The 23,306-nt window shown below is 64.1% G+C and carries 18 protein-coding genes; 3 read left to right on the top strand and 15 right to left on the bottom strand.

Features of this window, described 5'->3' with window-relative positions; translation table 11 throughout:
* Positions 1-355 precede the first annotated feature (355 nt).
* On the bottom strand, positions 356-2,284 hold the full coding sequence (locus K8I61_14455) for a DUF6055 domain-containing protein (GenBank protein MBZ0273236.1): 1,929 nt from the start codon (positions 2,282-2,284) through the stop codon (positions 356-358).
* Between the two features lie 263 nt (positions 2,285-2,547).
* Between K8I61_14455 and K8I61_14450 the strand changes: the two genes are divergently transcribed.
* A complete protein-coding gene (locus K8I61_14450) occupies positions 2,548-4,776 on the top strand; it encodes a hypothetical protein (GenBank protein ID MBZ0273235.1) in 2,229 nt (742 codons plus the stop codon).
* Between the two features lie 51 nt (positions 4,777-4,827).
* Here K8I61_14450 and K8I61_14445 read toward each other — a convergent pair whose 3' ends face one another.
* The 5 genes from K8I61_14445 to K8I61_14425 form a co-directional block, all read right to left on the bottom strand.
* Positions 4,828-5,349: an MgtC/SapB family protein gene (locus tag K8I61_14445; GenBank protein MBZ0273234.1), complete on the bottom strand. Its 522-nt coding sequence runs from the start codon at positions 5,347-5,349 to the stop codon at positions 4,828-4,830.
* Positions 5,350-5,389: 40 nt separating this feature from the next.
* Positions 5,390-5,950: a peptide deformylase gene (gene def / locus K8I61_14440; GenBank protein MBZ0273233.1), complete on the bottom strand. Its 561-nt coding sequence runs from the start codon at positions 5,948-5,950 to the stop codon at positions 5,390-5,392.
* On the bottom strand, positions 5,947-7,629 hold the full coding sequence (locus K8I61_14435) for a PAS domain S-box protein (GenBank protein ID MBZ0273232.1): 1,683 nt from the start codon (positions 7,627-7,629) through the stop codon (positions 5,947-5,949). The genes def and K8I61_14435 overlap by 4 nt, the downstream gene beginning before the upstream one ends.
* A gap of 4 nt (positions 7,630-7,633) precedes the next feature.
* Positions 7,634-8,773 (bottom strand): diguanylate cyclase, encoded by a 1,140-nt coding sequence (locus K8I61_14430; protein ID MBZ0273231.1) that lies wholly within the window; start codon positions 8,771-8,773, stop codon positions 7,634-7,636.
* A gap of 204 nt (positions 8,774-8,977) precedes the next feature.
* Positions 8,978-10,162 carry a CAP domain-containing protein gene (locus K8I61_14425; protein MBZ0273230.1) on the bottom strand — a complete coding sequence of 395 codons (1,185 nt, stop codon included), beginning with the start codon at positions 10,160-10,162 and terminating at the stop codon, positions 8,978-8,980.
* Positions 10,163-10,347: 185 nt separating this feature from the next.
* On the opposite strand from K8I61_14425, the gene rlmN reads away from it, so the two are divergent.
* Positions 10,348-11,439 carry a 23S rRNA (adenine(2503)-C(2))-methyltransferase RlmN gene (gene rlmN / locus K8I61_14420; GenBank protein ID MBZ0273229.1) on the top strand — a complete coding sequence of 364 codons (1,092 nt, stop codon included), beginning with the start codon at positions 10,348-10,350 and terminating at the stop codon, positions 11,437-11,439.
* Between the two features lie 152 nt (positions 11,440-11,591).
* On the opposite strand, the gene K8I61_14415 is transcribed toward rlmN, so the two are convergent.
* The gene (locus K8I61_14415; GenBank protein MBZ0273228.1) at positions 11,592-12,290 is read right to left on the bottom strand and encodes a hypothetical protein; all 699 of its coding nucleotides are present in this window, start codon (positions 12,288-12,290) and stop codon (positions 11,592-11,594) included.
* A 172-nt stretch (positions 12,291-12,462) separates the two neighbouring features.
* Complete coding sequence (locus tag K8I61_14410) at positions 12,463-14,241, bottom strand: fibronectin type III domain-containing protein (protein ID MBZ0273227.1); 1,779 nt, start codon at positions 14,239-14,241, stop codon at positions 12,463-12,465.
* Positions 14,242-14,446: 205 nt separating this feature from the next.
* Here K8I61_14410 and K8I61_14405 point away from each other — a divergent pair, with 205 nt between their 5' ends.
* On the top strand, positions 14,447-15,709 hold the full coding sequence (locus K8I61_14405) for a type II restriction endonuclease (protein ID MBZ0273226.1): 1,263 nt from the start codon (positions 14,447-14,449) through the stop codon (positions 15,707-15,709).
* A gap of 51 nt (positions 15,710-15,760) precedes the next feature.
* On the opposite strand, the gene K8I61_14400 is transcribed toward K8I61_14405, so the two are convergent.
* The 7 genes from K8I61_14400 to K8I61_14370 form a co-directional block, all read right to left on the bottom strand.
* Complete coding sequence (locus K8I61_14400; GenBank protein ID MBZ0273225.1) at positions 15,761-16,240, bottom strand: helix-turn-helix domain-containing protein; 480 nt, start codon at positions 16,238-16,240, stop codon at positions 15,761-15,763.
* A 176-nt stretch (positions 16,241-16,416) separates the two neighbouring features.
* On the bottom strand, positions 16,417-16,683 hold the full coding sequence (locus K8I61_14395) for a hypothetical protein (GenBank protein ID MBZ0273224.1): 267 nt from the start codon (positions 16,681-16,683) through the stop codon (positions 16,417-16,419).
* Between the two features lie 10 nt (positions 16,684-16,693).
* Positions 16,694-19,816, bottom strand: coding sequence for an efflux RND transporter permease subunit (locus K8I61_14390; GenBank protein MBZ0273223.1), 3,123 nt, complete (start codon positions 19,814-19,816; stop codon positions 16,694-16,696).
* On the bottom strand, positions 19,816-20,952 hold the full coding sequence (locus K8I61_14385) for an efflux RND transporter periplasmic adaptor subunit (protein MBZ0273222.1): 1,137 nt from the start codon (positions 20,950-20,952) through the stop codon (positions 19,816-19,818). Before K8I61_14385 ends, K8I61_14390 begins: the two co-directional genes overlap by 1 nt.
* Positions 20,949-22,427, bottom strand: a complete 1,479-nt coding sequence (locus K8I61_14380; GenBank protein MBZ0273221.1) for a TolC family protein — start codon at positions 22,425-22,427, stop codon at positions 20,949-20,951. Before K8I61_14380 ends, K8I61_14385 begins: the two co-directional genes overlap by 4 nt.
* Before the next feature lie 60 nt (positions 22,428-22,487).
* Entirely contained in the window at positions 22,488-22,826 is a 339-nt protein-coding gene (locus K8I61_14375) for a metalloregulator ArsR/SmtB family transcription factor (protein ID MBZ0273220.1), read from the bottom strand.
* A gap of 200 nt (positions 22,827-23,026) precedes the next feature.
* Positions 23,027-23,306 (bottom strand): hypothetical protein (locus K8I61_14370; GenBank protein MBZ0273219.1); only part of this gene is annotated, 280 nt, incomplete at its 5' end.

The following is a 23,306-nucleotide window of genomic DNA, read 5'->3' as shown; positions in this document are numbered from 1 at the left end:
CTTCGGGCCGCCAAGTCCATCAAAGGAGTCCGACGCCTTTGGGGCGTCGGAACCAAACCCAACGACCGGCTCCGCCGGTCGTCAACACACCGGACATCTACGATCGCTTATGAACAGGACTTCTACTTTCGCTACGAACATAGGCCACGCGCGATTCTCGTCAACGGGCGGACGGGCCGGGCGTAAAAAGGGCCGCGCCGTATGGCGCGGCCCTTTGGCGTTTTCGACCCGCTCCCTGATCCTTCGCTCTCGCTCGGGGCAGGCTCTCGCGGTTCGTTTTTTCAATCAGGCGCGTGACGATGACGAAGCCCGTCGTTGCCGCAAAGTCGGTGCCGCAAACGACGCCTCGCTCCGATCAGCAGCCGCAGGCGCCACCGTCGTCGTCATCGTCGTCATCGTCGCCGGTGTCCTTATCGGACTCGCTTCCGACGGCGACGCCGCACTCGGACTCGGCGCAGTCAGCGAATTCGGCGCAACCGCCGGCGGCGTCGCGACAGGCATCCAGGCACTCCCACGGGCCGGAGCCGGCCAGGCACATCTGGTAGGCGTCCTCACCGGTGAGCGCGTCGCCGCCATCCATGAACGCGGAGCCGCACTGATTGTAAACGATGGCGAGCAGGTCGGAGCAATCGACATTGCCCGCGTTGTCGTCGTCATCGTCGTTCACGTCGTCGTCGTCATCGTCATCGTCGTCGTCATCCGTCGCGTCGTCGTCATCGTCATCGTCGTCGCCGACCGGGAAGGGATCGTCGTCCTCGGTCGCCTTCACGCGATAGTCCGCGCCCGGCGAGCTCGCGGCGACGAGGTTCGTCAGCGGCGCGACGATGAGGTAGATCGTCGACCACTCGTCGCCGAATCCGTCGATCGTCGCCTCGGCGGTTACGCCGTCGATCTTGGGCATGTCTTCCGTTTCAAAGGTGTCGTTCGCGCGCACCTTCACGAGAAGGAGGCGCCAGTCAATCGTGCGCGAGTAGATCGTTTCGTCTCCCTCGAAGCGGATGTTGAGCCGCGAGCTTTGATCCGGACGGAAGCGTACGAAATTCACTCCGAAGTTTTGCGGCAGGCGCTGCTGGGGGCTTTGATTGAACGGATAGGCATTTGCGGACATGTGATTCGGCACGCCGTCGTAGAAGCTGCCTTCCTCGAAATCGGCAAACAGGCTGCGCAGCGCGAAATCGACGAACGCGTCGCGATCCGTCGTGCCCTGGTCCTCGAGGTATTCGCCGACCGAATCCCATAGATCAAAGTGGCATTCGTTCCAGATCGTGTGGACGCCGACGCGGCCGCCCCAAAATTCGGAGAGGTACTTCCAGAAAATCCCGCGCGAATACTGGTCGTAACCGCCGTTGACGAACGACATCAGCGTGACGTGCGTGAGGTTCGCGAAGTGGTAGTTGACGAAGCCGACGTAGGAGTTGTTGTCGTCGTAAACCTCGTCTTCCGCCCAGACCGCGGACGCCTCGACGCCCCAGTCCGATCCGTCGCCGAACATGTGCTCCCAACAGCCATTCAGTCCGATGGTGAACTGCATGACGTGGAAAAATTCGTGCGCCGCGATTTCCTCGACGGCCGCATCCCAGGTGAAGATGTCCTGGTGGATCACGATGTAGGACATCGTCGTCGGCCAGGCGTCGTAGATCGTCGTGTAGGCGCCCTGAAAGCTGATGCCCGGCGCGCCATTGCCGGAATTTCCGACGTAGACATCGGTGAAATATTTGTTCGAGGCGAACGCGGGCGGATAACCCATGTCGACGACCTCGGATTGCCAGACGAACTCGAGGATGGCGCCGAACTCGGCGGCGGACACATCCATGCCGCTCCAACTGAAGTTGTTGCCCCAGCGGATCGCGAAATGTTCTGTGTAGTGGACGTTGGGAAGAATCTCGGCCTGCCCGAAATCGGTCAACGCCGCCGCGGCCGGCGTTTCGGGCGCCTTCGGATTGGCGGGCGCCGTCACGCCGGGAACCACGTCGCGGATCTCATTCGCCGCCCACGGAGCGAGGCCGTCGATCATGCCGCGCAGCCGCGTGATGACCGGCGTGCCGCAAAGATGCGTGTCGTCAAACGCGGCGGCGCGGCGGTACTCGGCGGGAAGCCGATCCGGCGCGAACCACGCCCAGGCCTCGTAAACCGCCGCCGTGTCCTTGTCGATCGAACCGAACTCCAGGGCGTTCGCAATCAAGGCGCTCGCGTGCCGCGGCGAAAAGTCGTCCGCGTGCGCGAAAGCGGCGAACGCGAAAAGCGCGCACACCAAGACCAGGCTCCCGAATCCGGCTCGTCCCATGCTGTCCTCCGAATTATTGTGAGAAGCGATGCGTCGCGGCCGGGCGGCCGATCGTGCTTCCTGAAAAAGGCCGGTAATTTTCCCGAAATTTCGTCTTTTTGTCAACGGTGGCTGCATAGAAATATGCGAATATTCTCGCCATTCAACGATATTTTTCCGCCGGATGTTTGAATCCGCCGCCTCATTCGCCTATATTCCGCACCCGTCAACGATTCGTGTCGATTCGCCGCATGCGGCGGCGCCCGGGAATGGGGGATTGGACCATGGATTTGCAGCGTCTTTCGCCGATAGCGCTCGTTTTTGTTCTTGTCGCCCTGATCGCCCTTGTGGGCGGCGGTTGCTCATGCGCCGACTCGATGAAACACGACGGCGGCGACGGCGGCGAGTTCGGCGATCTGCCGCGCCTGGGTGACGATGATACGGCGGATGATGACGCATCCGACGACGATACGAGCGACGACGACACCGGCGACGATGACACGGGTGATGACGATACGGGCGACGACGATACGGGCGACGATGACACGGGCGATGACGACACCGGCGACGACGACACGGGAGACGACGACACCGGCGACGACGATACTGGAGACGATGACAGCGGCGGACCGATCGATCTGAATATCCCCGCGGAGTGCAATCCGTTCGCCACGAGCGGCGAGTGCATGTTGCCCTACCCGTCCTCATTCTATCAGGTCGAGGACGCGAGCACCGAGACGGGATGGAAAATGGCCTACCCGGCCAACTCGTCGGTGTGGGGAGCGAAGTATCCGGATTTCGATCTGGCGCCCACGAATTCCGCGGACGGCGCGTCGCCCGCGGGGCCGATCCTTCTTCACTTCGCGCGCGACGTGCGCGACGACTTCCTGACGCGACAGGACGAGCTTGAGGAGTCGCTGCATCCGCAAAACGCGCTGGCGGTGTTCAATATGGAGACCGGCGAGCGCGTGATGTTCATGTCGGAAATGGACATGAACCGCAAACAGCTTTTCCCGAATCGCTATGCGCTCATCATCCGGCCGCTGGAGTCGATGCAGACCGGGGCGCGGCATGTCGTGGTGCTGACGGACGTGCTGCGCGACACGGACGGCGCGTCTTTCGAATCTCCACTCGCGTTCGCCGCGCTGCGCGACGGCGTGGAAACGACGAGCAGCCGCGTCGAGGACGCGCGCGACCGCTACGAGGACATCTTCACGTTCCTGGGCACGCACGGGTATGCGCGGGAAAATCTGTTGCTGGCCTTCGATTTCATGGTCGCGAGCGACGATTACCTGCAAGGCTCGGTGCTTTCGATGCGCGATGACGCGCTCGACGAGCTGGCAAGCGCGATACCGTCGTACACGATCACGAAGAATCTCGCCGACCCGAACGAGCACCTGGCGCGCCTTGTCGAGGGCACGTTCGAGGTGCCGACCTTTCTGAACGCGGACAACGAGATCGAATACGACGCGGAACACCACCCGATCCGCCAGGCGAACATGTCGTTTCCGTACACGCTGCTGATTTCAAAAAAGGCCGTCACCGAAGGGCAGCCTGTTCCGCTTGTCATTTTCGGGCACGGGTTGTTCGGCAACGGGCGCGGTTATCTTTCGACCGGCGGTATCGCGAACAAGATTCAGCCGCTCGTGGGGGAAACCGGCGTCGTCATGGTGGCGACCGACTGGATCGGCCTGTCGTCGGGCGACCTCGACTTGATCATCGACGAGGTTATCCCGGACTTTAACCGCATCACGCTCGTCACCGACCGGCTGCAACAGTCGCTCGTCAACAACCTGGCGCTGACGGAGTTGACGATTGGCGGTTTCGCGCAAGACGCGGCGATCTGGGGCGAGGCGTATCCGCTCATCGACGAGTCGCGCGTGTATTACTACGGCGTTTCGCTCGGCGGCATCCAGGGCAGCTCGTTCACCGCGATTTCCGACCGCATCGAGCGCGCGGTGCTCGCCGTGCCCGGGTGCGTGTGGTTCAACATGATTCCGCGCTCGTCGAACTGGCCCGTGATCAAGCTGTATCTCGACCTGACGATTCCCGATCCGCTCGTGCAGCAGGTCGGCATTTCGTTCATCCAGACCCGTTTCGATCTGTCGGATCCGAACACGCTTTCGCCGCTGCTGTTCAAGAACCCGCTTCCGGACGCGCCGCTTGATCGCGCGGTGCTGGTGCAGGAGTCGATCGGCGATTCGCAGGTCCCGAACATGACGACGGAGATGCTGGCGCGCACGATGGGCCTTTCGCACATGATGCCGCCGGTCTACGACGTGCCGGGCGTGCCGACGATCGTCGCGCCGACGGCCGAGCCGTCGTTCGTGCAGTACTACCTCGTCGACCAGGTGCTTGCCGATCCGCCGCCGGAAACGAACGAGCCGCCCATGAGCGACAACGGAGCGCACAGCGACATGGTCTTCCTGGACCACGCGCTGGAGCAGGTGAAGCACTTCCTGGAATTCGGGGAAGCCATCGACGTGTGCGACGGTATCTGCGACCCGTATTAGAATGGGAAAGCGCCGGTCCGGCGCTGATGGTATCGCGGGCCGGCCGCCGCGTTACGGACTCGCCGGCGTGCTGCCAGACGGGCCGCTCTCGTCAAGCGGCAACCGCGGCTGGTCGCCGTTGCGAAGAAGCGCCTTTTCCAGCCGGTCGAACGCGACGAGCATGACGACGGTCGCGAGCGTGAGCGCAAAACCCGTCAGCGGATAACCGATTCCCACCAGCGTGCCGACGGCCGCAGTCACCCAGATCGTCGCGGCGGTCGTCAAACCCTTCACGTTCGCACCGACGTGGATGATGACGCCCGCGCCCAGAAATCCGATGCCGGTGACGATCTGCGCCGTGATGCGGTAGGGATCAACGGCGGTGCCGTGGATGTCGCCGATCAGGGTCGAGGTCGAGGCGAAGATGGCGGCACCGAGCGCGATCGCCATGTGCGTACGCAGCCCGGCGGCCTTTTTGCGGTATTCGCGCTCGAATCCGATCGCCGCACCGCAGGCGAGCGACGCGGCGATTCGGATCCAATAGGTATGATCGAGAAGAAGGGCGAGGTCGTTGGCAAACGAGATTTCGTGCACGCGATCGTCGGGACCGGCCGGCCGCGCGGGCCGCGCCGGCCTACGCCTCCACCTTTCGGCAGACCTCGGAGGGGTCGCCGCCGGTTGTGAGTTCGCCGCGCTCCAGCGCGCGCATGTATTTTTTAAGCGCGAGCTTGCGTTTGAGGGGCGACAGATGATCGAAAAAGAGCACGCCGTTCAGATGGTCGTTCTCGTGCTGGATGGCGACCGCAAGCAAGCCCTCGGCCTCGAGCGTGAATTCGGAGCCTTCCTCGTCAAACGCGCGCACGGTGACAAACGCCGGGCGGCGCACTTCCTCGCGCATCTCCGGAATCGACAGGCAGCCCTCTTCCCAGGTGACCTCGCCGCGCGTTTCGACGATCCGGGGATTGACGAAAACGCGCAGCCTCGGCTCGCCGGTCGGGTCGTCCTCACGCACGTCGATCACGAACACGCGGCGCATCTGGCCGATCTGCGAGGCGGCCAGGCCGATGCCGGGCGCGGCGTACATGGTTTCGGACATGTCGCGCACGAGTTGGCGCAGTTCGTCGTCGAACGCCTCGACGGGCTTGCAGACCTCGCGCAGGCGGGGGTCCGGGTGCCACAGAATCTTTCGAATCATGATGCCAGCTTGTCCTCGGTGCGCGCGACCTGACGCCGCAACGGAAGCTCGATACGGAACCGGGTGCCCTCGCCGACGGCGCTCTCGGCGGTAAGCCGCCCGCCGTGATCCTGAATGATACTGTAACTGATCGACAGGCCAAGTCCCGTACCCTCGCCCACGCGCTTGGTGGTGAAAAACGGATCGAAGATCTTGCCGAGCGCGTCGGGCGCGATGCCGGCGCCGGTATCGCTGATGATCGCCACCGCCATGTTGTTCTCGACGAAGGTGCGAATCGAAATGACGCCCTCGCCCTCGATCGCCTGGACGGCGTTATGAAGCACGTTCATGAAGACCTGGTTGATCTTGCCCGGGTTGCCGATCAACTTGGGCACGTTGCCGTAATCCTTCTCGACGCGGATGCGGTTCTTGAGCTCGTGGCCGAGAATTTCGAGCGTGCTGTCGATGCCCTCGTGGATATCCACATCGCCGTTTTCGCTCGAATCGACGCGGGAAAACGTGCGAAGGTTCTGCACGATCGCCTTGATACGCTGCGCGCCGGTCGAAACGTTTTTCACGATCCGCGCCAGATCGTCCTTGACGTAGTCGAAATCCATTTCCGACTTCAATTCGGCGAGCTGCTTTTTGGAATCGTCCGGCAGCGGCATGCCCTCAAGCGAGGTAATCAGGGAAAGAAGACCGCGGATGTTTTCCTCGAGGATCGACATCGATCCGTACACGAAATTGATCGGGTTATTGATCTCATGCGCGACGCCCGCGACCAGTACGCCGAGCGACGCCATCTTCTCGGACTGGAACAGGGCGGATTGCGTCGCCTGAAGCTCCTCGTACGCGCCTTGAAGCTGCTTGTTCGCGACGTGCAGCTCCTCGTTGGCGCTCGCGAGCTCTCGGGTGCGGATCTCGATATTGCGCTCAAGCCGGATGCGCTGCGTCACGTCTCGCGCCAATTCGATGCCCGCGACGATCCGCCCCTTCTCGTCGCGGATCGGGCTACCCGTGTTTTCCATGTAGAGCAATTTGTCGTCCCGGGAATACACGCGGCGCAGGCTCATCTCGACATCGCCGGTTTCGAAGGATTTCTTGACCGGGCATCCGCCGCAAACCTCGTTTTTGTGTTCGAACGCCTTGTAGCAAAACTCTCCGGAGATCTCGCCGAAGATTTTTTTCACCGTGTCGTTGACGTAGATGATGCGGAATTCCGGATCGACGATCGTCACCGAGTCGCCGATGCCGCGCAGGAACGCCTCGAAGCGGCGCTTTTCTTCGGATAACTCGGAGCCGAACTTCGTGCGGAGCTGCTCCGCGAGCACGTTGCTTTTGTCGTCGACGACGCGGCCGAGTTCCTTGATGGCGTTTTCCATCTTGAGGAACCCCGTGTGCGTCAGATTCGGCGGCGGCGAGGTCGCCGCCCCGCGCGCCAGATCGGCGGCGGCGTTCGAGAGCGTCTCGAAATCGCGCTGAATGCCGCGCCCGACGAACCACGCGACCGACCCTCCCGCGACCGCCGCGATCAGCCACGCCCCCGCGAGGATGCCGGTCAGTTCGGCGGTCAAGCCCCCGGCGACGGCGTGCGCGACCGCCATCGCGAAAACGAGCATCGCGGTCGATGGCAGCAGCGCCGCGGCCGCCATCGCGACATTGAAACGCCTTTCGAAAAACTGGACGACGCGGTTCGACATGAGGCTACGACGCGACGACGATGCGGTTTCGGCCTTCCTGCTTGGCCTGATAAAGCGCCTTGTCCGCCAGGGAGATCAAGCCGTCGCGGTCCAGCGCCGTTTCGTGCGTGAAATGTGCGATGCCGATCGACACCGTCGGCGTGACGATCTCCTCGGTCGGCGTCGCGAGCTGCAGCGAGCGGATATCGGCGTGGATACGGCGCGCCAGATAGAGCGCGCGATCGATGCCCGTGTGCGGCAGGATGATGACGAACTCGTCGCCGCCGTAGCGCGTCGGCCAGTCCGTTTCGCGGATGTTGCGGCGGATGGATTCGGTCACGCGCCGAAGGACCGCGTCGCCGAACAGATGCCCGTGCGTGTCGTTGACTTGCTTGAAGGTGTCCAGGTCGACCATCAGGATCGAAAGGTTCAGCTCGTATCGCTTGGCGCGGCCCATTTCCGACTCGAGAAGCTGGTGCATGTGCCGCTTGTTGTAAAATCCCGTGAGTCCGTCGGTGATCGAGAGGCGTTCGAGCTTCTTGTTCGCGGCTTCGAGCTTGACGTTTTTCTGCTTGATCTCTTCCTGGGCGCCCAGCAACTCGGCGTTCGTGTTCGCGAGGCGCTCGCCCATGTTGATGGCAATCTCCTTTTGCTCCTTGTATTCCAGCGCCAGCCGCTCGACTTCGGCCTTTTGTTCCTTGAGGCGCCGGTTCAACTCCTCGAGTTCGGAGTTCTTGTCGATGAGCTCGTCCGTCAAGCGCTTGGCGCGCTCTTCAAGATCGTACCGCGCCAACTCGCTTGCCACGATGGAGCGCAATTCCGCCGGATCCCACGGCTTGCTGACGTAGCGATGCACGCCGCCGCGATTGATGGCGTCGACGGCGACCTTCATATCGGCGTATCCGGTGATCAGGACGCGGATGACGTGCTCGTCGCGCCGGCGCAGGATCTCGAGCAGCTCCGTGCCGGTGATGCCCGGCATGCGCTGGTCGGTGATGACCATGTGCACGCGCTCGCGCTCCACGATCCGCAACGCTTCCTCGCCGGACCCGGCCTTGAACAGCACGTTTCCGCGGCGAAGCGTGGACGCCAGCAGATCGAGGTTTTCCGTTTCGTCGTCGACGAGCAGGATCCGGTGTTGTTCATCCGAGGGCTCCGCAACCATCGACAGCAACCTCTTCGACGCAACCGTTAGTCTTACCATCGGACGCCCCGGATCGTACCGAACGCGCCCTTTTCAAACGACAAATACCAGATTTGCATAGACTTTGCCGCAATCCCTGGCGCGCGGGAAGATCCTCCCGTTTCTCGCCTCATCGCTTCCATCGGTTCAAAGGCGGAAATTCGCGAGAAAATACGGCCCGACGGCCTAGTCTGGCGCCAAACGGGCGAAATTCTGAACGATATAGATCTGTCCGCCGGCCAGAACGGCCCCGATTCCCACGAGATCGACCTGGGGGTCGAGGATGTTCCGGCGGTGCGCCGGCGAGCGCATCAGCCCTTCGTGGATATCCTCGACGCTCTGATCGACGCCGAGATTTTCGGTGATGCGGCGATAGTCGATGCCCGCGCGCTCCGCACGGTCGCCGGCATCGCCTGTCGCCGGGGAAACGTGCGCGACAAGGCCGGTGCGGGCGATCTCGCGCGCGTATTCGAACGCCAGGCGGGAAAGGCGCGCATCGGGCGAAACCGGTGAAAGATCCGCGTTTTTCCTCGCCTCGTTGACGAGTTCCAACGTCCGCGCGACCGCCGCGTCGGCCGTTTTCACGGACACGCGCGCAAGGCGTTTTGGCGCGGCGGCCGCGTCGCCGCCGCCCCGCGCCGCGACGTCAAAAAGCGCGGCGACCTCCGGCCCCTGCCAGGTGGTGACGACGACCTCCACGTTGTAGGGGCCGGCGCGATCGAACGCGATTTCCTGCTCGAAATACCCGCCGATGCCGACCGCGGGGCCGTAAACCTCATCGTCCCGACCGCCGACCACGTGAATCTCGAGCCGGTCGCCGCCTACGAGTAGCCGCCCTTTCAGCGGATGCGTCGATCCGGCGTCCACCTGGGTGGGGAACGGATCGAGATCGACGCCCCTGCGCGTAAGCAGGACCGCGACCACGTACATCGGCGGCCACAAAACGCGCGCCGCGCCGACGCCGAAATGGGTATTGCGGCCGTTTTCGAGTTCGGCGCGAAAGTTGGCATCCAGCGGCGTTCGTGCGTCGCCGGGACGGCGGATGTTGAAAACAAGCGAGCGGAACGCGTTGTCGGCAACACCCATGCTCGTCATCGCCTGCTTGACGACGTCGCCGTCCAGATCGGGGATTTTGTCGGGATCGGACTCGCGCACGACAAGCGCAACATTGCGCGCCGCGGCGTGCAGATTCATGTCCGGGGAAAGCGCCGGCGCGCCGGCGCGGCGCGCCAGGTCGGCGACCGTCTCGTCGATCTCGCGCTCGGCGGCACTGCGCAGAAAAAACGGCGGCTCGCCATTGACGGTATCGACCGCCTCGACGTGATCGTAGGAGTCCTTGCAGCCGGCAAGGAGTAATGCCGCCAGAGTCAAGACGGCGGCAAAAGACGCCGCGCGCCGGTCCCGCCGGAGTGCGCATCGGATCGATTCAGGGGCTAACGGCAAGGCCGACATTCGCGCTATAATACACGCGGCCGCCTGAAGTCGGCCTTTTTGTTTGGGCGCCACCGCGCCAGAACCCAAGCCTCACGATCGCCGGCGCCGGCCGGACACGATAAATGAGCATGACCGACGCCGCGAAAATCGATAACGCGCCAGGCACTCCCCGAGCGGCCATTACGCCTGGGCGCACCCCGATCCTCGGGCTGCCGCGCGATCGCCTGACCGAGCGGCTGCGCGAGATCGGCGATCGGCCGTATCGCGCCGACCAGATTTTCCGCTGGCTCTACAAGCGCGACGCGGCGGCCTTTTCCGACATGACGGACGTGAGGGCCGCGCGCCGATCCGAACTGGCCGCGATGTTTTCGATCGACCGCGCGCGGCTGGCGCGCCGGCACGAGGCCGCTGACGGCACGGTGAAATTGCTGCTTGAATTTTCCGACGGCGCGCTCGTCGAAACGGTCGTCATCCCCGAGACGAGGCGGCTGACCGTCTGCGTCAGCACGCAGGTGGGGTGTTCACTGACGTGCCGATTCTGCCGGACGGGGACCATGCGCCGCGAGCGCAATCTGACCGCGGGCGAGATCGTGGAGCAGGCGCTCGCGGCGGGGCGGCACGGTGGATTTGACCGGCCCGTCACCAACGTCGTTTTCATGGGCATGGGCGAGCCGCTCTACAATTACGACGCCACCGTCGACGCGGCCAACGTGCTGATCGACGAGATGGGGCCGAATTTCTCCGCGCGCCGGGTGACGATCTCGACCGCGGGCGTCGTGCCGATGATCCGCAAGCTCGGCGCGGACACGGCCGCGTCCCTGGCGATTTCGCTGCATGCCGCGGACGACGCGACGCGCACGGCCATCATGCCGATCAACCGAAAATACCCGCTCGATGCGCTCATCCAGGCGTGCCGCGACTACCCGCTGCGCCACCGGCAACGCATCACCTACGAATACGTCATGCTCGACGGGGTGAACGATGGGCCCGAGGACGCCGCCGCGCTTCGCCGCCTGATGGCGCCGCTGAAGGCGCACGTGAATCTGATCTGCTTCAATCCCTGGGAGGGCTGCCCGTACCGCCCGACGCCCGAGACGCGCCTGCGCTCGTTTCAGCGCACCTTGCTCGACGCGAAGATCAATTGCGTCGTGCGGCGAAGCCGCGGGCAGGATATCCTGGCGGCCTGCGGGCAACTCAAAAGTCTGGAGGATTGAAGATCGAGGATTGAGGATGGAGTGCGAATCCCCATCCCGATTCCAATCCAATTGAACGGCGCGTCACGCCGCGCGACGTGCTTGGGGAATCCGGGCGAAGAAAAAGGGCGGCGCATTCGCGCCGCCCTTTCGATTCGTTTCTCAGGTTCGGATCAGCAGCCGCAGCCGCACCCACCATCGTCGTCGTCGTCGTCATCGTCGCCGCCATCGTCGTCCGCCGCGTCGTCGGCATCGTCGTCATCGGACGCATCGTCGTCGTCAAAGGCATCGTCGTCATCCGAGGCGTCGTCGTCGTCAGCATCGTCGTCCATGTCATCGTCGTCGGCGTCGTCGTCCGCTCCGCCGATATAGGCCGTGCCGTCGATGGAGTCGCCGACATCGTTGATCAGCGTGTAGTCGAAGCCGTCCGTCGCCGCGGAATCCGTCGTCGCGGTGAATTCGAAGCCAAGCAACTCGCCCTCGTGGATGTCGCCGATCACCGCCGCGGAGCCGTGCGCCACGAACATCCAGCGGATGTAGTAGGTGCCGTCAACGTCCATGCCGTAGGAAACCTGCCACTCGCCGTCGGCCGGGTGAAGGGCATCCGGGGAGTCCAGGCTGACCACGTTGGGCATGTAGTCCGCGCTCGGCATGAAAATCTCGACGTCCGAAATCCAGTTGTTGGCCACGCCGGCCGTCGTCGGTACCGGGCTGTAGTTCTCGACCGAGAATTCGAAGAGATATTCGGTGTCCGGGACAATTGCCGAGGGGCTGTCGAAATAGAGTTCCGCGTCGAAATTCTCGTCCGCGAAGGCGCCGGCCGCCGCGACGAGAACCATCACTGCCGCAAAGAACATTGTGGGTGTCCGCACGTTCCGTTCCTCCTGTCAAAGTGACGCATTTGATTTAGATCAAGCCAATTTGCTGGATAGTTACGCACTTTCCCCTGAAATTGCAAGGGTTTTTTTCGCCGGCACGGAACAAACGAACGCCCGCGGTCCCCTTGGCTCGCGGGCGTTCGGCTTTTTTACGCGAAGTCCGGTGTCAGCAGCCGCAACCTCCGCCGCCATCGTCGTCGTCATCGCCTCCGGGCACGGGCGCCGAATCGTCGTCGCCCGCAAAGTCGTCGTCGACCCCGTCGTCGTCGGACATATCGTCGTCATCCGACGCGTCGTCATCATCGTCAGCGTCAGCGTCGAGGGCATCGTCGTCGGCGGCGTCATCGTCGAGGGCATCGTCGTCAACGGCGTCATCGTCGAGGGCATCGTCGTCAACGGCGTCATCGTCCACCGCGTCATCGTCCACCGCATCGTCGTCAACGGCGTCATCGTCCACCGCGTCGTCGTCCGCGGCGTCGTCGTCCACCGGCGCCGGCTGAACATCCAGCACGATCGAGGTGCTGTCGTAGTTGCCGTCGGTGTCCATCACCGTGAGCGTCACGGTCATCAGCCCGTCTTCGCTATACACGTGCTGTACGTTCGGGCCGCTTCCGGTGTCGCCGTCGCCGTAGTCCCACGCGTAATCGATGAGATTGCCGCAAGGATCCGACGACAAGGAACCGTCGAAATGTACCGTGTCGCCCACGTTGACCGGGCCCGCCACGGCCGCGATGTCCGCCGTCGGGAAACCGAGTTCCGGCTTTTCGAGCGTTATCGTGTCGTACACGACGCCGATCTCGCTCTTGGCCGTCAGCGTAACGCGGTTGAATTCCACATCGAACATGATGTAGTGCGTCGCGCCGATGCCCTTCAGGTAGAAATTGTTGAAGATGTTCAGGATCGGATTCACGAACGCGCCCGCCCCGCCCGTCACCAGGTACATCGTGCCGCGCGAATAGTCCTCGCCGGCGATCGGGCTGCCGTTACGGATCGGCTTGGTGCGTTCGTAGATGTGGTCGTGACTGCCGATGTTGATGTCCAGCTCGTACAGGTCGAAGACGGGCTCGAAGAAGTCCTGGCAGTCATCCTCGGAGCCGTGCGTCGTGCCGGACGAATACGTCGGGCGATGTTGGTAGGCGAGTGTCCAGACGGCGTCCGTCGCCGCGAGCTTGTCGCCCATCCAGGCCGCCTGCGACTGATATTGCGGCACGCCGTGTTCCGTATCGAGCGCGAAGAAATGCACCGGCCCGACCTGGAAATCGTAGAAGTCTTCCGCGCTCGTCACGTCGTTGACCGGCATGGCGAAATTGTCCAGGAAGGCGCTTCCGCCGCGATCCTCGTGGTTGCCCCAGGCCATCATCATGGGCTGCGTACGCAGATCGGATTCGGCGTTTTCAAACCACTGCTCCCAGCCGTCCTCCTGCTTGTCGCCCTCGGCGATGGCGTCGCCGTTGAAAATGACGAACAGGGGCGTTTCGTCGGTGGCCGCGTCGAAGACGGTGGACCAGTAGATCGACGCGCCGTCGCCGGTCGAGCTGCGCGAATCGCCCATCGCCATGAAACGGAACGGCTCGCACACGTCGTCCGGCGCGGTGCGGAAGGTGCGGTCCGAATCCCAGTTCGATCCGCCGTCGCCGACGCGGTAGTGGTACGTCGTGTTCGGGGCAAGACCGGTCAGCTCGACCGTGTGGCTGTTGCCGCGGCCCTCGGGAAGCAGCGCGTACGCGCCGGTTTGCTCGGAGCCGTAGGAATTCGTGAGACCATATTGAACGACCGACGCCGTGATGCCGGTGTTCGTCCGCCACATGACGGTCATCGTCGTCGCGGGATCGTGCAACCAGGAAAGATGCAGGTAGTCCGGAGTCGCGCCGGGACTGCCGGCCGTCGCCGTACCCGCAACCCCCATGCACACCACCGCTACGAGCGCAATGATCGAGTATCGCAATGGATCGCCCTCCGAAAGATCGACGCCGGATTATAGAGGAAATGCACGACGTTTGAAATCGCGTCACGAATCAAAAGGAGGCTTACGAAATCGGCGCGCCCAAATTCGCCCGATCGGGGAGACGCGATCTTGTCTTCAACCTACAGGAACGATTAGTTTGTGAGCCGTACAACATTGCGAGTGCGCCACGGCCTGGGGATTCACCATGGACGAGTCGGCCCTGAGAACACTTATCGCCCGCTGGCGGGAAGACCCCGGCGGTACGTACCGGAGTTGGTTCCTGTGGGAAGAGCGGATCAAGAACTTCCGCTCCATCCGCCGGGGACTCGCCCAGGTGACGCAGGAAATCGAGGCCGGGACGTTCGGCGCGGCCTACAAGGGGTCGTCCCTGGAGACGGTCGTCGGGTCGATCGCCGAGCAGCGGCAGATCTTCAAGGGGGCGGATCACGCCTTTTTGTGGAAACCCAAGCTGCGGATTCCCGATATCTACGAGAACCTGGACAACCAACACGCTTTCGGCGCTTTCCTGAATACGTGCGCCTGCTGTTCGGGCGGCGACGCCCTGGTGCGCGCGATCCGGCATCTCGATAGCCGGCGCATCAAGGGGCTCGGGCCGGCGGCCGCCAATCTCTTGTATTTTCTTCATCCGACCACGATGCCGCCTTTCAATACCGCGATCGTCAACGGCTACAATGCGCTGACGGGGGCGCGCGTCAAGCTGGGAAGTTGGGAGGAATATCTGGCGATGCGCGAGGGCATCCTGCGCCTGAACGAAACGCACCGCGGACTGCTGTCGAACGACCTGGGCGCGATCGGCGGGCTGCTGTTCGATATCGGAAGTCGCCGCTACGCCGCGCCTCCCCGCGACGGCGATGCCGCGGCGCGCGCGGCGTGGGAACAGGATCTGGCGGACGTCAAGGCCGAAAGCGCGAATAACGAAAAGCGGCTCGCCGCCGCGAGCCAAAGCGATCGAACGCATACCGAGATCCAGGGATGGCTGCGCGATCTTGGGATCGCCCTGGGGTTTGACGTATGGATCGCGTCAAACGATCGCGGCCGCGAGTTCGACGGCGGCCGTCTTGGCGAGCGGTGCCTTGCCGAGTTGCCGGGACGCCTGGCCGTGGAGTCCATCCGTCTCATCGACGTTCTCTACCTGGAGCGCGGATCCGACACCGTCGCCGCGGCGTTCGAGGTGGAGCACACCACCTCGATTCATTCGGGAATCGTCCGCATGCTCGATCTTGCCCTCGGCCCCGCGAGCGAAGCGGCGCGGGGCCTTTTCCTGGTGGCGCCGGACGACCGCCAGGACGCCGTGCGCATGCAGCTCATGCGGCCCGCGTTCCAACATGTTCGTGAGCTGGACGTCCGATTTCTTCCGTACAGCGAACTCGAACGTCACCGGGAGTCGATGGCGCGATTCGGAAGCGGCTTGCGCGCGATTGAGGCGGTGGCGCGCCGGTTGCGCTGATCGGCGGGACGTCGCCGCGCGAAAGCGACGCCGGCCCAAGCGACGAAAGGCTTATCGATGAGCGGCGCGGCCCGCTTCGACGCGATGCGCGGCGACTTTGTACGTCTCGACGCTGCGCGTGAGCAGCGCCCACGTGTGGCCGATCTTTTTGCCGCGGATGCGCCCGGACTGCGCGGCCTTGATGACCGCCGAGCGCGTGATGCCGAGCTTTTCCGCGGCCTCGGTCACGCTGACGATGCCTTCGGTGGCGACGGGCTCCGATTTCGGATCGGGACGCATCGCGCCCTGTCGAATGGCCGCCCGATCCGCGATGTCCTCGGCGACCCGATACAGAATTGTGTTGTGAACCTCGGTTGTTACGCGCGGGCTCCCCTTGAGTGGATAGGCGCCGCTTGTGCTGACGCGATACGCCAAAGCCCGGTAGTCCTCGCCATCCGCGGAGCTTCGCATCAGATCAAAAAGAAAACCCATGTCTTCCGGCGGCAGGTCTGACATGTCGAGCAATTCACCATTCAGCAATTTGTATTTCATGCCGGCCTCCCGCGTCGAATCGTGTTTTTCATACTATCGATTGCTATCCATTTGTCAACCAACGAGAGGCGTCGCTATTGTCTGGGTTCTTTCGCGTACACGACTTTGCCCGCCCCTTCGACGTACGCGACGCGCCAAAGGGCTTTCTGGCCGATTCGGTACGCAAGATTCGCAAGCTACGCATCGAATTCGGCAAGACGCGATCGAGGAATCCCGACCTCGTATCGCCAGGAATCGTCATGTTCGATCTTCCCCGAATCGGGATTTCGCCATGCTCCAGGCGTTGGACCTTCGGATGTAAGCGTCCAGCCCCCGAGCCCGTTTTCAAGGTCCTCGCGGACCTCCATGAACACCGATTGCTCGTAAGCGATGCCGTTACGGTCAATTACCGGAATCAAAAATTGTACGACGAGAAAATCCGCGTCCGTTTTATTGTCGCTCATACGTGACTCCCTACGCGGTCGGTTGCGCGGCCGGGACCGGCGTCGCTATCTCCCCCTTTGCGGGTTCGACCTTCGGTTTGATCGCGAAGCGGTCGAAGGCCGAGTAGATCGTCGGGATGAGGAAGAGCGTGAACACGGCGCTCACCAGCACGCCGCCCATGGTGACGACGGCGAGCGCGCGGCGGAATTCCGCGCCGGCGCCCGTCAACGCCTGCGGCGCGACGGAGATCGCGATCGCGAGGTTGGTCATGATGATCGGCCGAAGGCGCGTCGCGGACGCCTCGATGACGGCGTCGGCGATGGCCCACCCGTCGACGCGAAGCTGCTTGACGTAATCGAGGATCAGGATCGCGTTGTTCACGACGATGCCGACAAGCATGACGATCGCCATGAGGCTCATGAGGTTGATCGACACCTTGCCGATGAAAAGCGCGAGCGCGACCCCGATGAGCCCAAGCGGCAGCGTCAGCATGATGGTGAACGGGTGCGTGAAGTCCTCGAGAATCGCGGCGAGCACGAGATAGGTCAAAAGGATCGCGAGGATGAGCGCCTGGAAGATGTAGGCAAATTCCTTCGCCATGGACTCGGCCTCGCCGCCGTAGGAAAGCTCGTATCCTGTCGGCGGCGTGATGCTCTGCTTGATCGCTGCGTCGAGCTTTTCGTTCGCCTCGCCGGTGGTGATGCCCGAAACGTTGCCGAGCACATGCACGATGCGTTGCTTGTCCTTGCGTTCGATCTTGAGTTCCGAGCTTGCGAAACGCACCGTGCCGAGCTCCGCGAGCGGCGCGTAGCCCTCTTTCGTTTTCACCATGCGCGTCGCGAAATTTTCGAGCATGTCGCGCTCGGATTCGGCAAGCTGCACGCGGATGTCGTAATCCTCGCCCGCCTCGCGGTAAAACGTGACCTCCTCGCCGACGAAACCCGTGCGGAGCGTGGCGGCGATTTGCGCCGCGGAGACGTCGCTTACGGCCATGCGCGCGCGGTCGGGAACGAACGAAAGCTCGGGCTTGCCGGACTCGTAGGTCGAATTGACGTCGATGACGCCGGGGATGCCTCGCGCGATCGCCGAAACCTCGTCGGCCATGCCGCGGATGACATCAAGATCGGGCCCCGTGATCTCGACGTCGATCGGCGACCATCGCCCGCCGCCGCCGCCGGACGTGGAAATCTGAATCTCCGCGGCGGGGATATCGGAAAGGCGCGGGCGCACCGCGTCGGCGATCTCGTTGGTCGATCGTTCGCGCCGCTCGATGTCGATCAGGTTGATCGTCACGTTTCCTTCGTTGACGCTTCGCCCCAGGCCGCCGATTTCCTCGAGGATCGTGTCGACTTCGGGGAGGTCCTCCACGCGCGCGGCGATGCGCGCGAGCGTGCGGCTGGTCTCGGAAAGGCTCGTGCCGGGCGGCAGCTTCGCGGAGATGACGACGATGCCCTCGTCGCCGCGCGGGAAGAACTCCGCGCCGACCTGCGTGAAGACGAAGATGCCCCCCGCGAAAACCAGGGTGGTCGCGGCGGAGACGGTCTTGCGATGACGCAGGCACCAGGCGAGCGAGCGGCGATAGTCGCTCGCGAGATTCTCGTAAAAACGATCCCATGCGGCGTCGAATCGCGCGAGCGCGGGCAGCGCCTTGTGCTCGTGCTCCACGCCGCCCGACGCGCGTCGCTTCAGGAAGAGATTCGCCAGCATCGGCGTGAGCGTGAAGGAGATGAGCAGCGAGACGAGCGTCGCGAACACGACGGTGAGGCCGAACTGATAGAAGAACCGGCCGATGATGCCCTTCATGAACGCGATGGGCGTGAAGACGACGATGTTCGTCATCGTACTCGCGAGGACGGCCACCGCGATCTCGCCGGTTCCCTCGATCGCCGCCTCGCGCGCCGCGAGACCCTTGGCGATCTTGTTGTTGATGTTCTCGAGCACGACGATGGAGTTCGTGACGAGAATGCCGATGCAGATGCCAAGCGCCATCAGCGTGATGGTGTTGATCGTGAAATCGGCGAAGTACATCAGCGAAAACGTCGCGACGACGCTCGCGGGCATGACGAGCGCGACGATGAACGTCGAGCGAAGGTCGTGCAGGAAGAGGTAGAGAAGCAGCGACGTGAGCACGATGCCGATGATGATGTTCTGCAGCGCGTCGTTTACCGCGTCGCGAACGTATTTGGCGGTGTCGTTGGCGATCGACGCGGACAGGGCCTCGCGTTCGAGCCACGGCTTCAGGCGTTCCACCGCGCGGCGCACGCCGTCGGAAACGGCGACGGTGTTGGCGTCGTCCTTTTTCATCACCTGAATCGAAACGGCGGGCCGCGTCTGGAAACGCGCCAGCTCGCGCGGCTCCTCGAACGCGTCGCGCACGTCGGCGACATCCTTCAGTTCGATCGTCGCGCCGCCGGGCGTGACGATGCGCAGGCGGCGGATCGACTCGATATCGGAAAATTCGCCCACCATGCGCAGGGCGTATTCGCCCACGTCGCGCGTGACGCGGCCGGCGGGGAAATTCAGATTCTCGCGGCGCACCGCTTCGACAAGATCCGCGATTTCCAGCCCGAACGCGCGCAGGCGGTCCTCGTACGCGGCGACGAGGATCTCGCGCTCCAGGCCGCCGATGATCTCGACCTTCGAGACGCCCTCCACGCGGGAGATGACGTCCTTGATGCGCGTGTCGGCCAGATGCGTCGTCTCGCGCAGCGGACGATCGGAATACACGGCGACGTTCAGGATCGGCAGGTCGGAGAGGTTGAACTGCTGCACGACCGGCGGCTCGACGTCGCGCGGCAGCTCGAGCAACGCCAGATCGACGGCGTCCTTCACGTCCGTCGCGGCGACGTTGATATCCACGTCGAGCTCGAACTCGAGCTGGATGAGCGAGAGGTTCTCGAGGCTCTGCGACTCCATCTTGTTGAGGCCGGCCACGGTGCCGAGCTCGTCCTCGAGCTTTTCGGTGACCTGCGTCTCCACCTCGCGCGGACCCGCGCCCGGGTAAACCGTCGTCACGACAATGTTCGGGAATTCGACCTTCGGGCGCAGTTCCTGGCTTAACTGCACGAACGAAAACGCGCCGAACACGACAAGCGAAAGGATGATGACCGTCGCGAGGACGGGGCGATCGACGGCGAGCCGCGCGAGAAACATCAGTCCGTCCCCTCGCCGGCGGAGTCGGCGGGCGCGGCGGTTTCGGCGGGCGCGGGAGCGTCGCCGGCGAATTTCGCGTCGTCGACGATCCGGACGAGCCGCCCGTCGGAGAGGCGATTTTGCCCGAAGCTGACGACGCGATCGCCGGCGGCAAGCCCCTGCGTGACAAGCCAGCGCTTTCCGTTGCCCGCGCCGGTCGTCACCGTTTTTCGTTCGGCTTTGTTATCCGCCGTGACGACAAACACCGACGCGCCGTCGTCCTCGCGCGTCACCGCCTCGATCGGCACGGAGAGCGCCTCGTCGCGGTGCAGCGTCCGCACGCGCACGCGGGCGAGCGTGCCGGGCCGCAAGAACGGCGCGGCCTCGACTTTCACCTCCACGCGGAAAAGCCGCGTATTCGGATCGGCGGACAGGCTGATGCGCTCCACAACGCCCTCGGCGATCTTGTCGGGCGCGCCGGCCGGTTCGATGCGCGCGATCTGCCCTTCCTCGAGATCCACCACGTCGCCCTGCGCCACGTCGAGCACCACCTTGCGGCCGGAAAGATCGGCGACAAGCGCGAGCGTCGCCCCGGGCTCGACGCGGTCCCCCTCGGTGACGCGCATATCCGTCACCGTCCCGGCGATTGGCGTCGTGAGATTCATCGAGTGCGAGGCGTCGGTCAGCCCCGCTTGCGCGGCGTCAAACGCGCTTTTGGCCTGGTCGAACTCCTCGCGGCTGATCGCGCCGGCCTCGTAGAGCGGCTTCATGCGCTCGTACATGCGCCGGGCGTCCTCCACGCGGATGCGCGCCTGCGCCAGCGCGGAAAACGACTGCTGCGCCGAAAGCGGATCGAGCGTGATGAGCGACGCGCCGGCGCGGACCTCGTCGCCCTGGCGCCTCGCGACCGAACGCACGCGCGCGGGCACGTGCGAGTAGATCGCCGCCTGCGTCTTGCCTTCGACCGCCCCGGTGAACGTCGCCCAGCGTTCGAACGTCTCGTGCTCGATCGTCTCGGCGCGCACGGGCACGCCCTCGCGCTCCTGGATCGCCTCGATGCTCTCCGGCCGCGCCTCGCCGGGCGCGGCCATCCGGTAAACGACGATGCCGACGACGCCAAGGCCGATGCCCACCATGACGAGATTCCTGATTTTCATTGCAGATCGCTCCCGACCGCGCGACGCAGGCGCGCGCCGTTGACGTTCAGTTCGTGCAGGGTTTGTAAAAGCGAGACGCGCGCGCGCGTCCAGACGGCCTTGGCGTCGGCCATTTCGAGCGTGGTGCCGAGCCCGGCGTCGTAACGGACTTCCGCGAGGCGAAACGCGCGGTCGGCCAGTTCGGCGGCCTGCTTGCGCGCGGCGAGCTGTTGTTCGAGCGCCTCGATGCGACGCACCGCCTCGGTGACCTCGAGCTCGACGCCTCGCGCGGACTGCGCGCCGCGAAGCCGATTGATGCGCTCATCGGCCCGGGCCTGCTTGTAGCGTCCGTAGTTCGCAAGCCCGTCGAAGATCGGCCACGAGACGGTGGCGCCGACGTACCAGAACGAATTCCAGTCGTCCTCGACCGGCCAGAAGCGATCCTCCTCGGTCTGGCTCAGGCCGTTGTAGCGATATTCCGTGCTCGCCGAGAGCGACGGCATCATGTCCGCCACGAACAGCCTGGCGCGCGTTCTCGCCGATTGCGACTCGATGGTAAGGATCGCCAGTTCCTCGCGCTCGGCGCGCGCCGCCGTCACCAGTTCGCCAAGCGCCGGGTGCGGCACGCTTTCGGCGAAATCGCCCGCGACGGTCACCTCGCGGTCGGGCGAAAGGCCCATCGCCGACAGCAGGCGCCGGCGAGCAAGATCGAGACGGTTTTCCGCGTCGATGCGCTGCGCCTGCGACTCCGCCAGTTCCGCCTCGTTCTGGCTGACGTCGTAATCGCTGCGCAGTCCCGCCTTGAATTTCAGGCGAACGTCGTTCACGTGCGCCTCGGAGAGCTTGACGTTCTGCTCGGCAATCACGACCAGGTCGCGCATGAGAAGCACGTCGAAAAACGCGGCGCGCGCGGCAAGCGCGATTTCCTCGTCCGTCAGGTCGACGCGGTGCCGGCTGATGTCCTCGAACTCGTGCGCGAGGCGAATCGCGTTGCCGATGCGGCCGAAGGTGTAGAGGTTCTGCGTCAGCGTGAGGGTGAAATTCCACTCGTGCTTGTAGGCGAGCGGCTGCTCGACGGTTTCTATCGGCGGCAGGTCGAGCGCCGCCATCAGCGGATTGAACGCCGTAAAGTCGATGTCCGTCGTCGGCTCGAAGATGTTGTATTTGTAGTCCGCGGCGCCGGTCAGGTGCGGCAGCGCGGCCGAGCGGCGCTCAAGCAGCAGGGCCTTGGTTTTGATGACCTCTTCGTCGGCGATCGCCGCGGACTCGTTGTTTGCAACCGCGATCGCCACCGCGTCATCGACGGTCATATTCGTAAGCTGCGCATCCGCAACGCCCGCGGTCTCCTGCGCGACGAGCGGCGGCGCGAACGCGAGCGCGGACGCGATCATCCCTCCCGCCACGAACGCGCGCGGACAAACCCGCGCCGCGCGGGCGAGCCGGAGAAAAAGCGAAAGGGCCGCGCCGGGGCGCGAGCCGCTTTTGGGAAACCGCATACGGAGTGAACCTTTCCGCCCGGTTTGGCGACGCGATGCCGAAGCGGGTGAGGAAATTCGTTATTTCGCCGCGCGCGTTTTCTGTCCGCGCGCGCGCTTGGGCGAAAGGATCTCGCCGACCTCGGAAAGAACGCGATTTGCGATCGCGCCGTTCAATCGAAAAAACCCGAACTGCCCCTCGCGGCGCACCGTCACGAGCTCACTTTCGACCAGGATTTTCAGGTGATGCGACACGGTGGCCTGCGAGAGAGGCGAACGCTCGACAAGCTCGGCGCACGCCATTTCGCCGGCTTCGGCGATGGCGCGCATCATAGACAGCCGGTGCGGATCGGCAAGCGCCTTGATGGCCCGGAAGAGCGTTTCGTCGTCCGGCGACGCGGTGGTAAGGGCGGCGGGCATATCGACGTGCGTCTATATGCGATGGGGCGGGCGGACGTCAAGCGGGGTGGCCGGCGAAGGCGTGGACCGCCCGCGACTTTGTTCGTCGCCGGACGTCCGTGCTTCGACCGACAGCCGGCCAATGGCGCGGACGATGCGGCCGCTCGCTTACACGCCGCTCTGACCACGGTCGCGGCTCGGTGGCGTTCAATCCTCGATCCTCAATCCTCTTTCGGTTGCCCGCGTGGAATCATCGGGCGGCCGTGGGGGTCCGTCGCGGGATGTTCGACCTCCGCCTCGATTTGCGCGCGCATGTCGCGATCGAGGAAGTGCTCCATGCGGTGGGCGGGCTCGTGCAGGTGGTCTTCCGGCAGCGGGAAATGCTTGGCGAGATACGTCTCCCACAGGCGATGCCCGCGCACGACACGGCGGCCGAGCTCGCGGCCCGCGGCCGTCAGCGCGATGGCTTCGCCCTGGCCGCGCAGCAGCCCGCGGCGCAGC

It is taken from the genome of bacterium (genome assembly GCA_019912885.1).
GTDB lineage: Bacteria > Lernaellota > Lernaellaia > JACKCT01 > JACKCT01 > JAIOHV01.
Note: the sequence above shows the minus strand (reverse complement) of the source record. Positions and strands in the feature narration are given on the sequence as shown.

What these genes read in the sequence shown, in the direction of transcription:
- K8I61_14455 (MBZ0273236.1), bottom strand. Translation starts at nt 2,284, where the DNA reads ATGGGACGAGCCGGATTCGGGAGCCTGGTCTTGGTGTGCGCGCTTTTC.
- rlmN (MBZ0273229.1), top strand. Translation starts at nt 10,348, where the DNA reads ATGAGCATGACCGACGCCGCGAAAATCGATAACGCGCCAGGCACTCCC.
- K8I61_14435 (MBZ0273232.1), bottom strand. Translation starts at nt 7,629, where the DNA reads ATGTCGAACCGCGTCGTCCAGTTTTTCGAAAGGCGTTTCAATGTCGCG.
- K8I61_14390 (MBZ0273223.1), bottom strand. Translation starts at nt 19,816, where the DNA reads ATGTTTCTCGCGCGGCTCGCCGTCGATCGCCCCGTCCTCGCGACGGTC.
- K8I61_14405 (MBZ0273226.1), top strand. Translation starts at nt 14,447, where the DNA reads ATGGACGAGTCGGCCCTGAGAACACTTATCGCCCGCTGGCGGGAAGAC.
- K8I61_14375 (MBZ0273220.1), bottom strand. Translation starts at nt 22,826, where the DNA reads ATGCCCGCCGCCCTTACCACCGCGTCGCCGGACGACGAAACGCTCTTC.
- K8I61_14400 (MBZ0273225.1), bottom strand. Translation starts at nt 16,240, where the DNA reads ATGAAATACAAATTGCTGAATGGTGAATTGCTCGACATGTCAGACCTG.
- K8I61_14450 (MBZ0273235.1), top strand. Translation starts at nt 2,548, where the DNA reads ATGGATTTGCAGCGTCTTTCGCCGATAGCGCTCGTTTTTGTTCTTGTC.
- K8I61_14385 (MBZ0273222.1), bottom strand. Translation starts at nt 20,952, where the DNA reads ATGAAAATCAGGAATCTCGTCATGGTGGGCATCGGCCTTGGCGTCGTC.
- K8I61_14430 (MBZ0273231.1), bottom strand. Translation starts at nt 8,773, where the DNA reads ATGGTTGCGGAGCCCTCGGATGAACAACACCGGATCCTGCTCGTCGAC.
- K8I61_14380 (MBZ0273221.1), bottom strand. Translation starts at nt 22,427, where the DNA reads ATGCGGTTTCCCAAAAGCGGCTCGCGCCCCGGCGCGGCCCTTTCGCTT.
- K8I61_14395 (MBZ0273224.1), bottom strand. Translation starts at nt 16,683, where the DNA reads ATGAGCGACAATAAAACGGACGCGGATTTTCTCGTCGTACAATTTTTG.
- def (MBZ0273233.1), bottom strand. Translation starts at nt 5,950, where the DNA reads ATGATTCGAAAGATTCTGTGGCACCCGGACCCCCGCCTGCGCGAGGTC.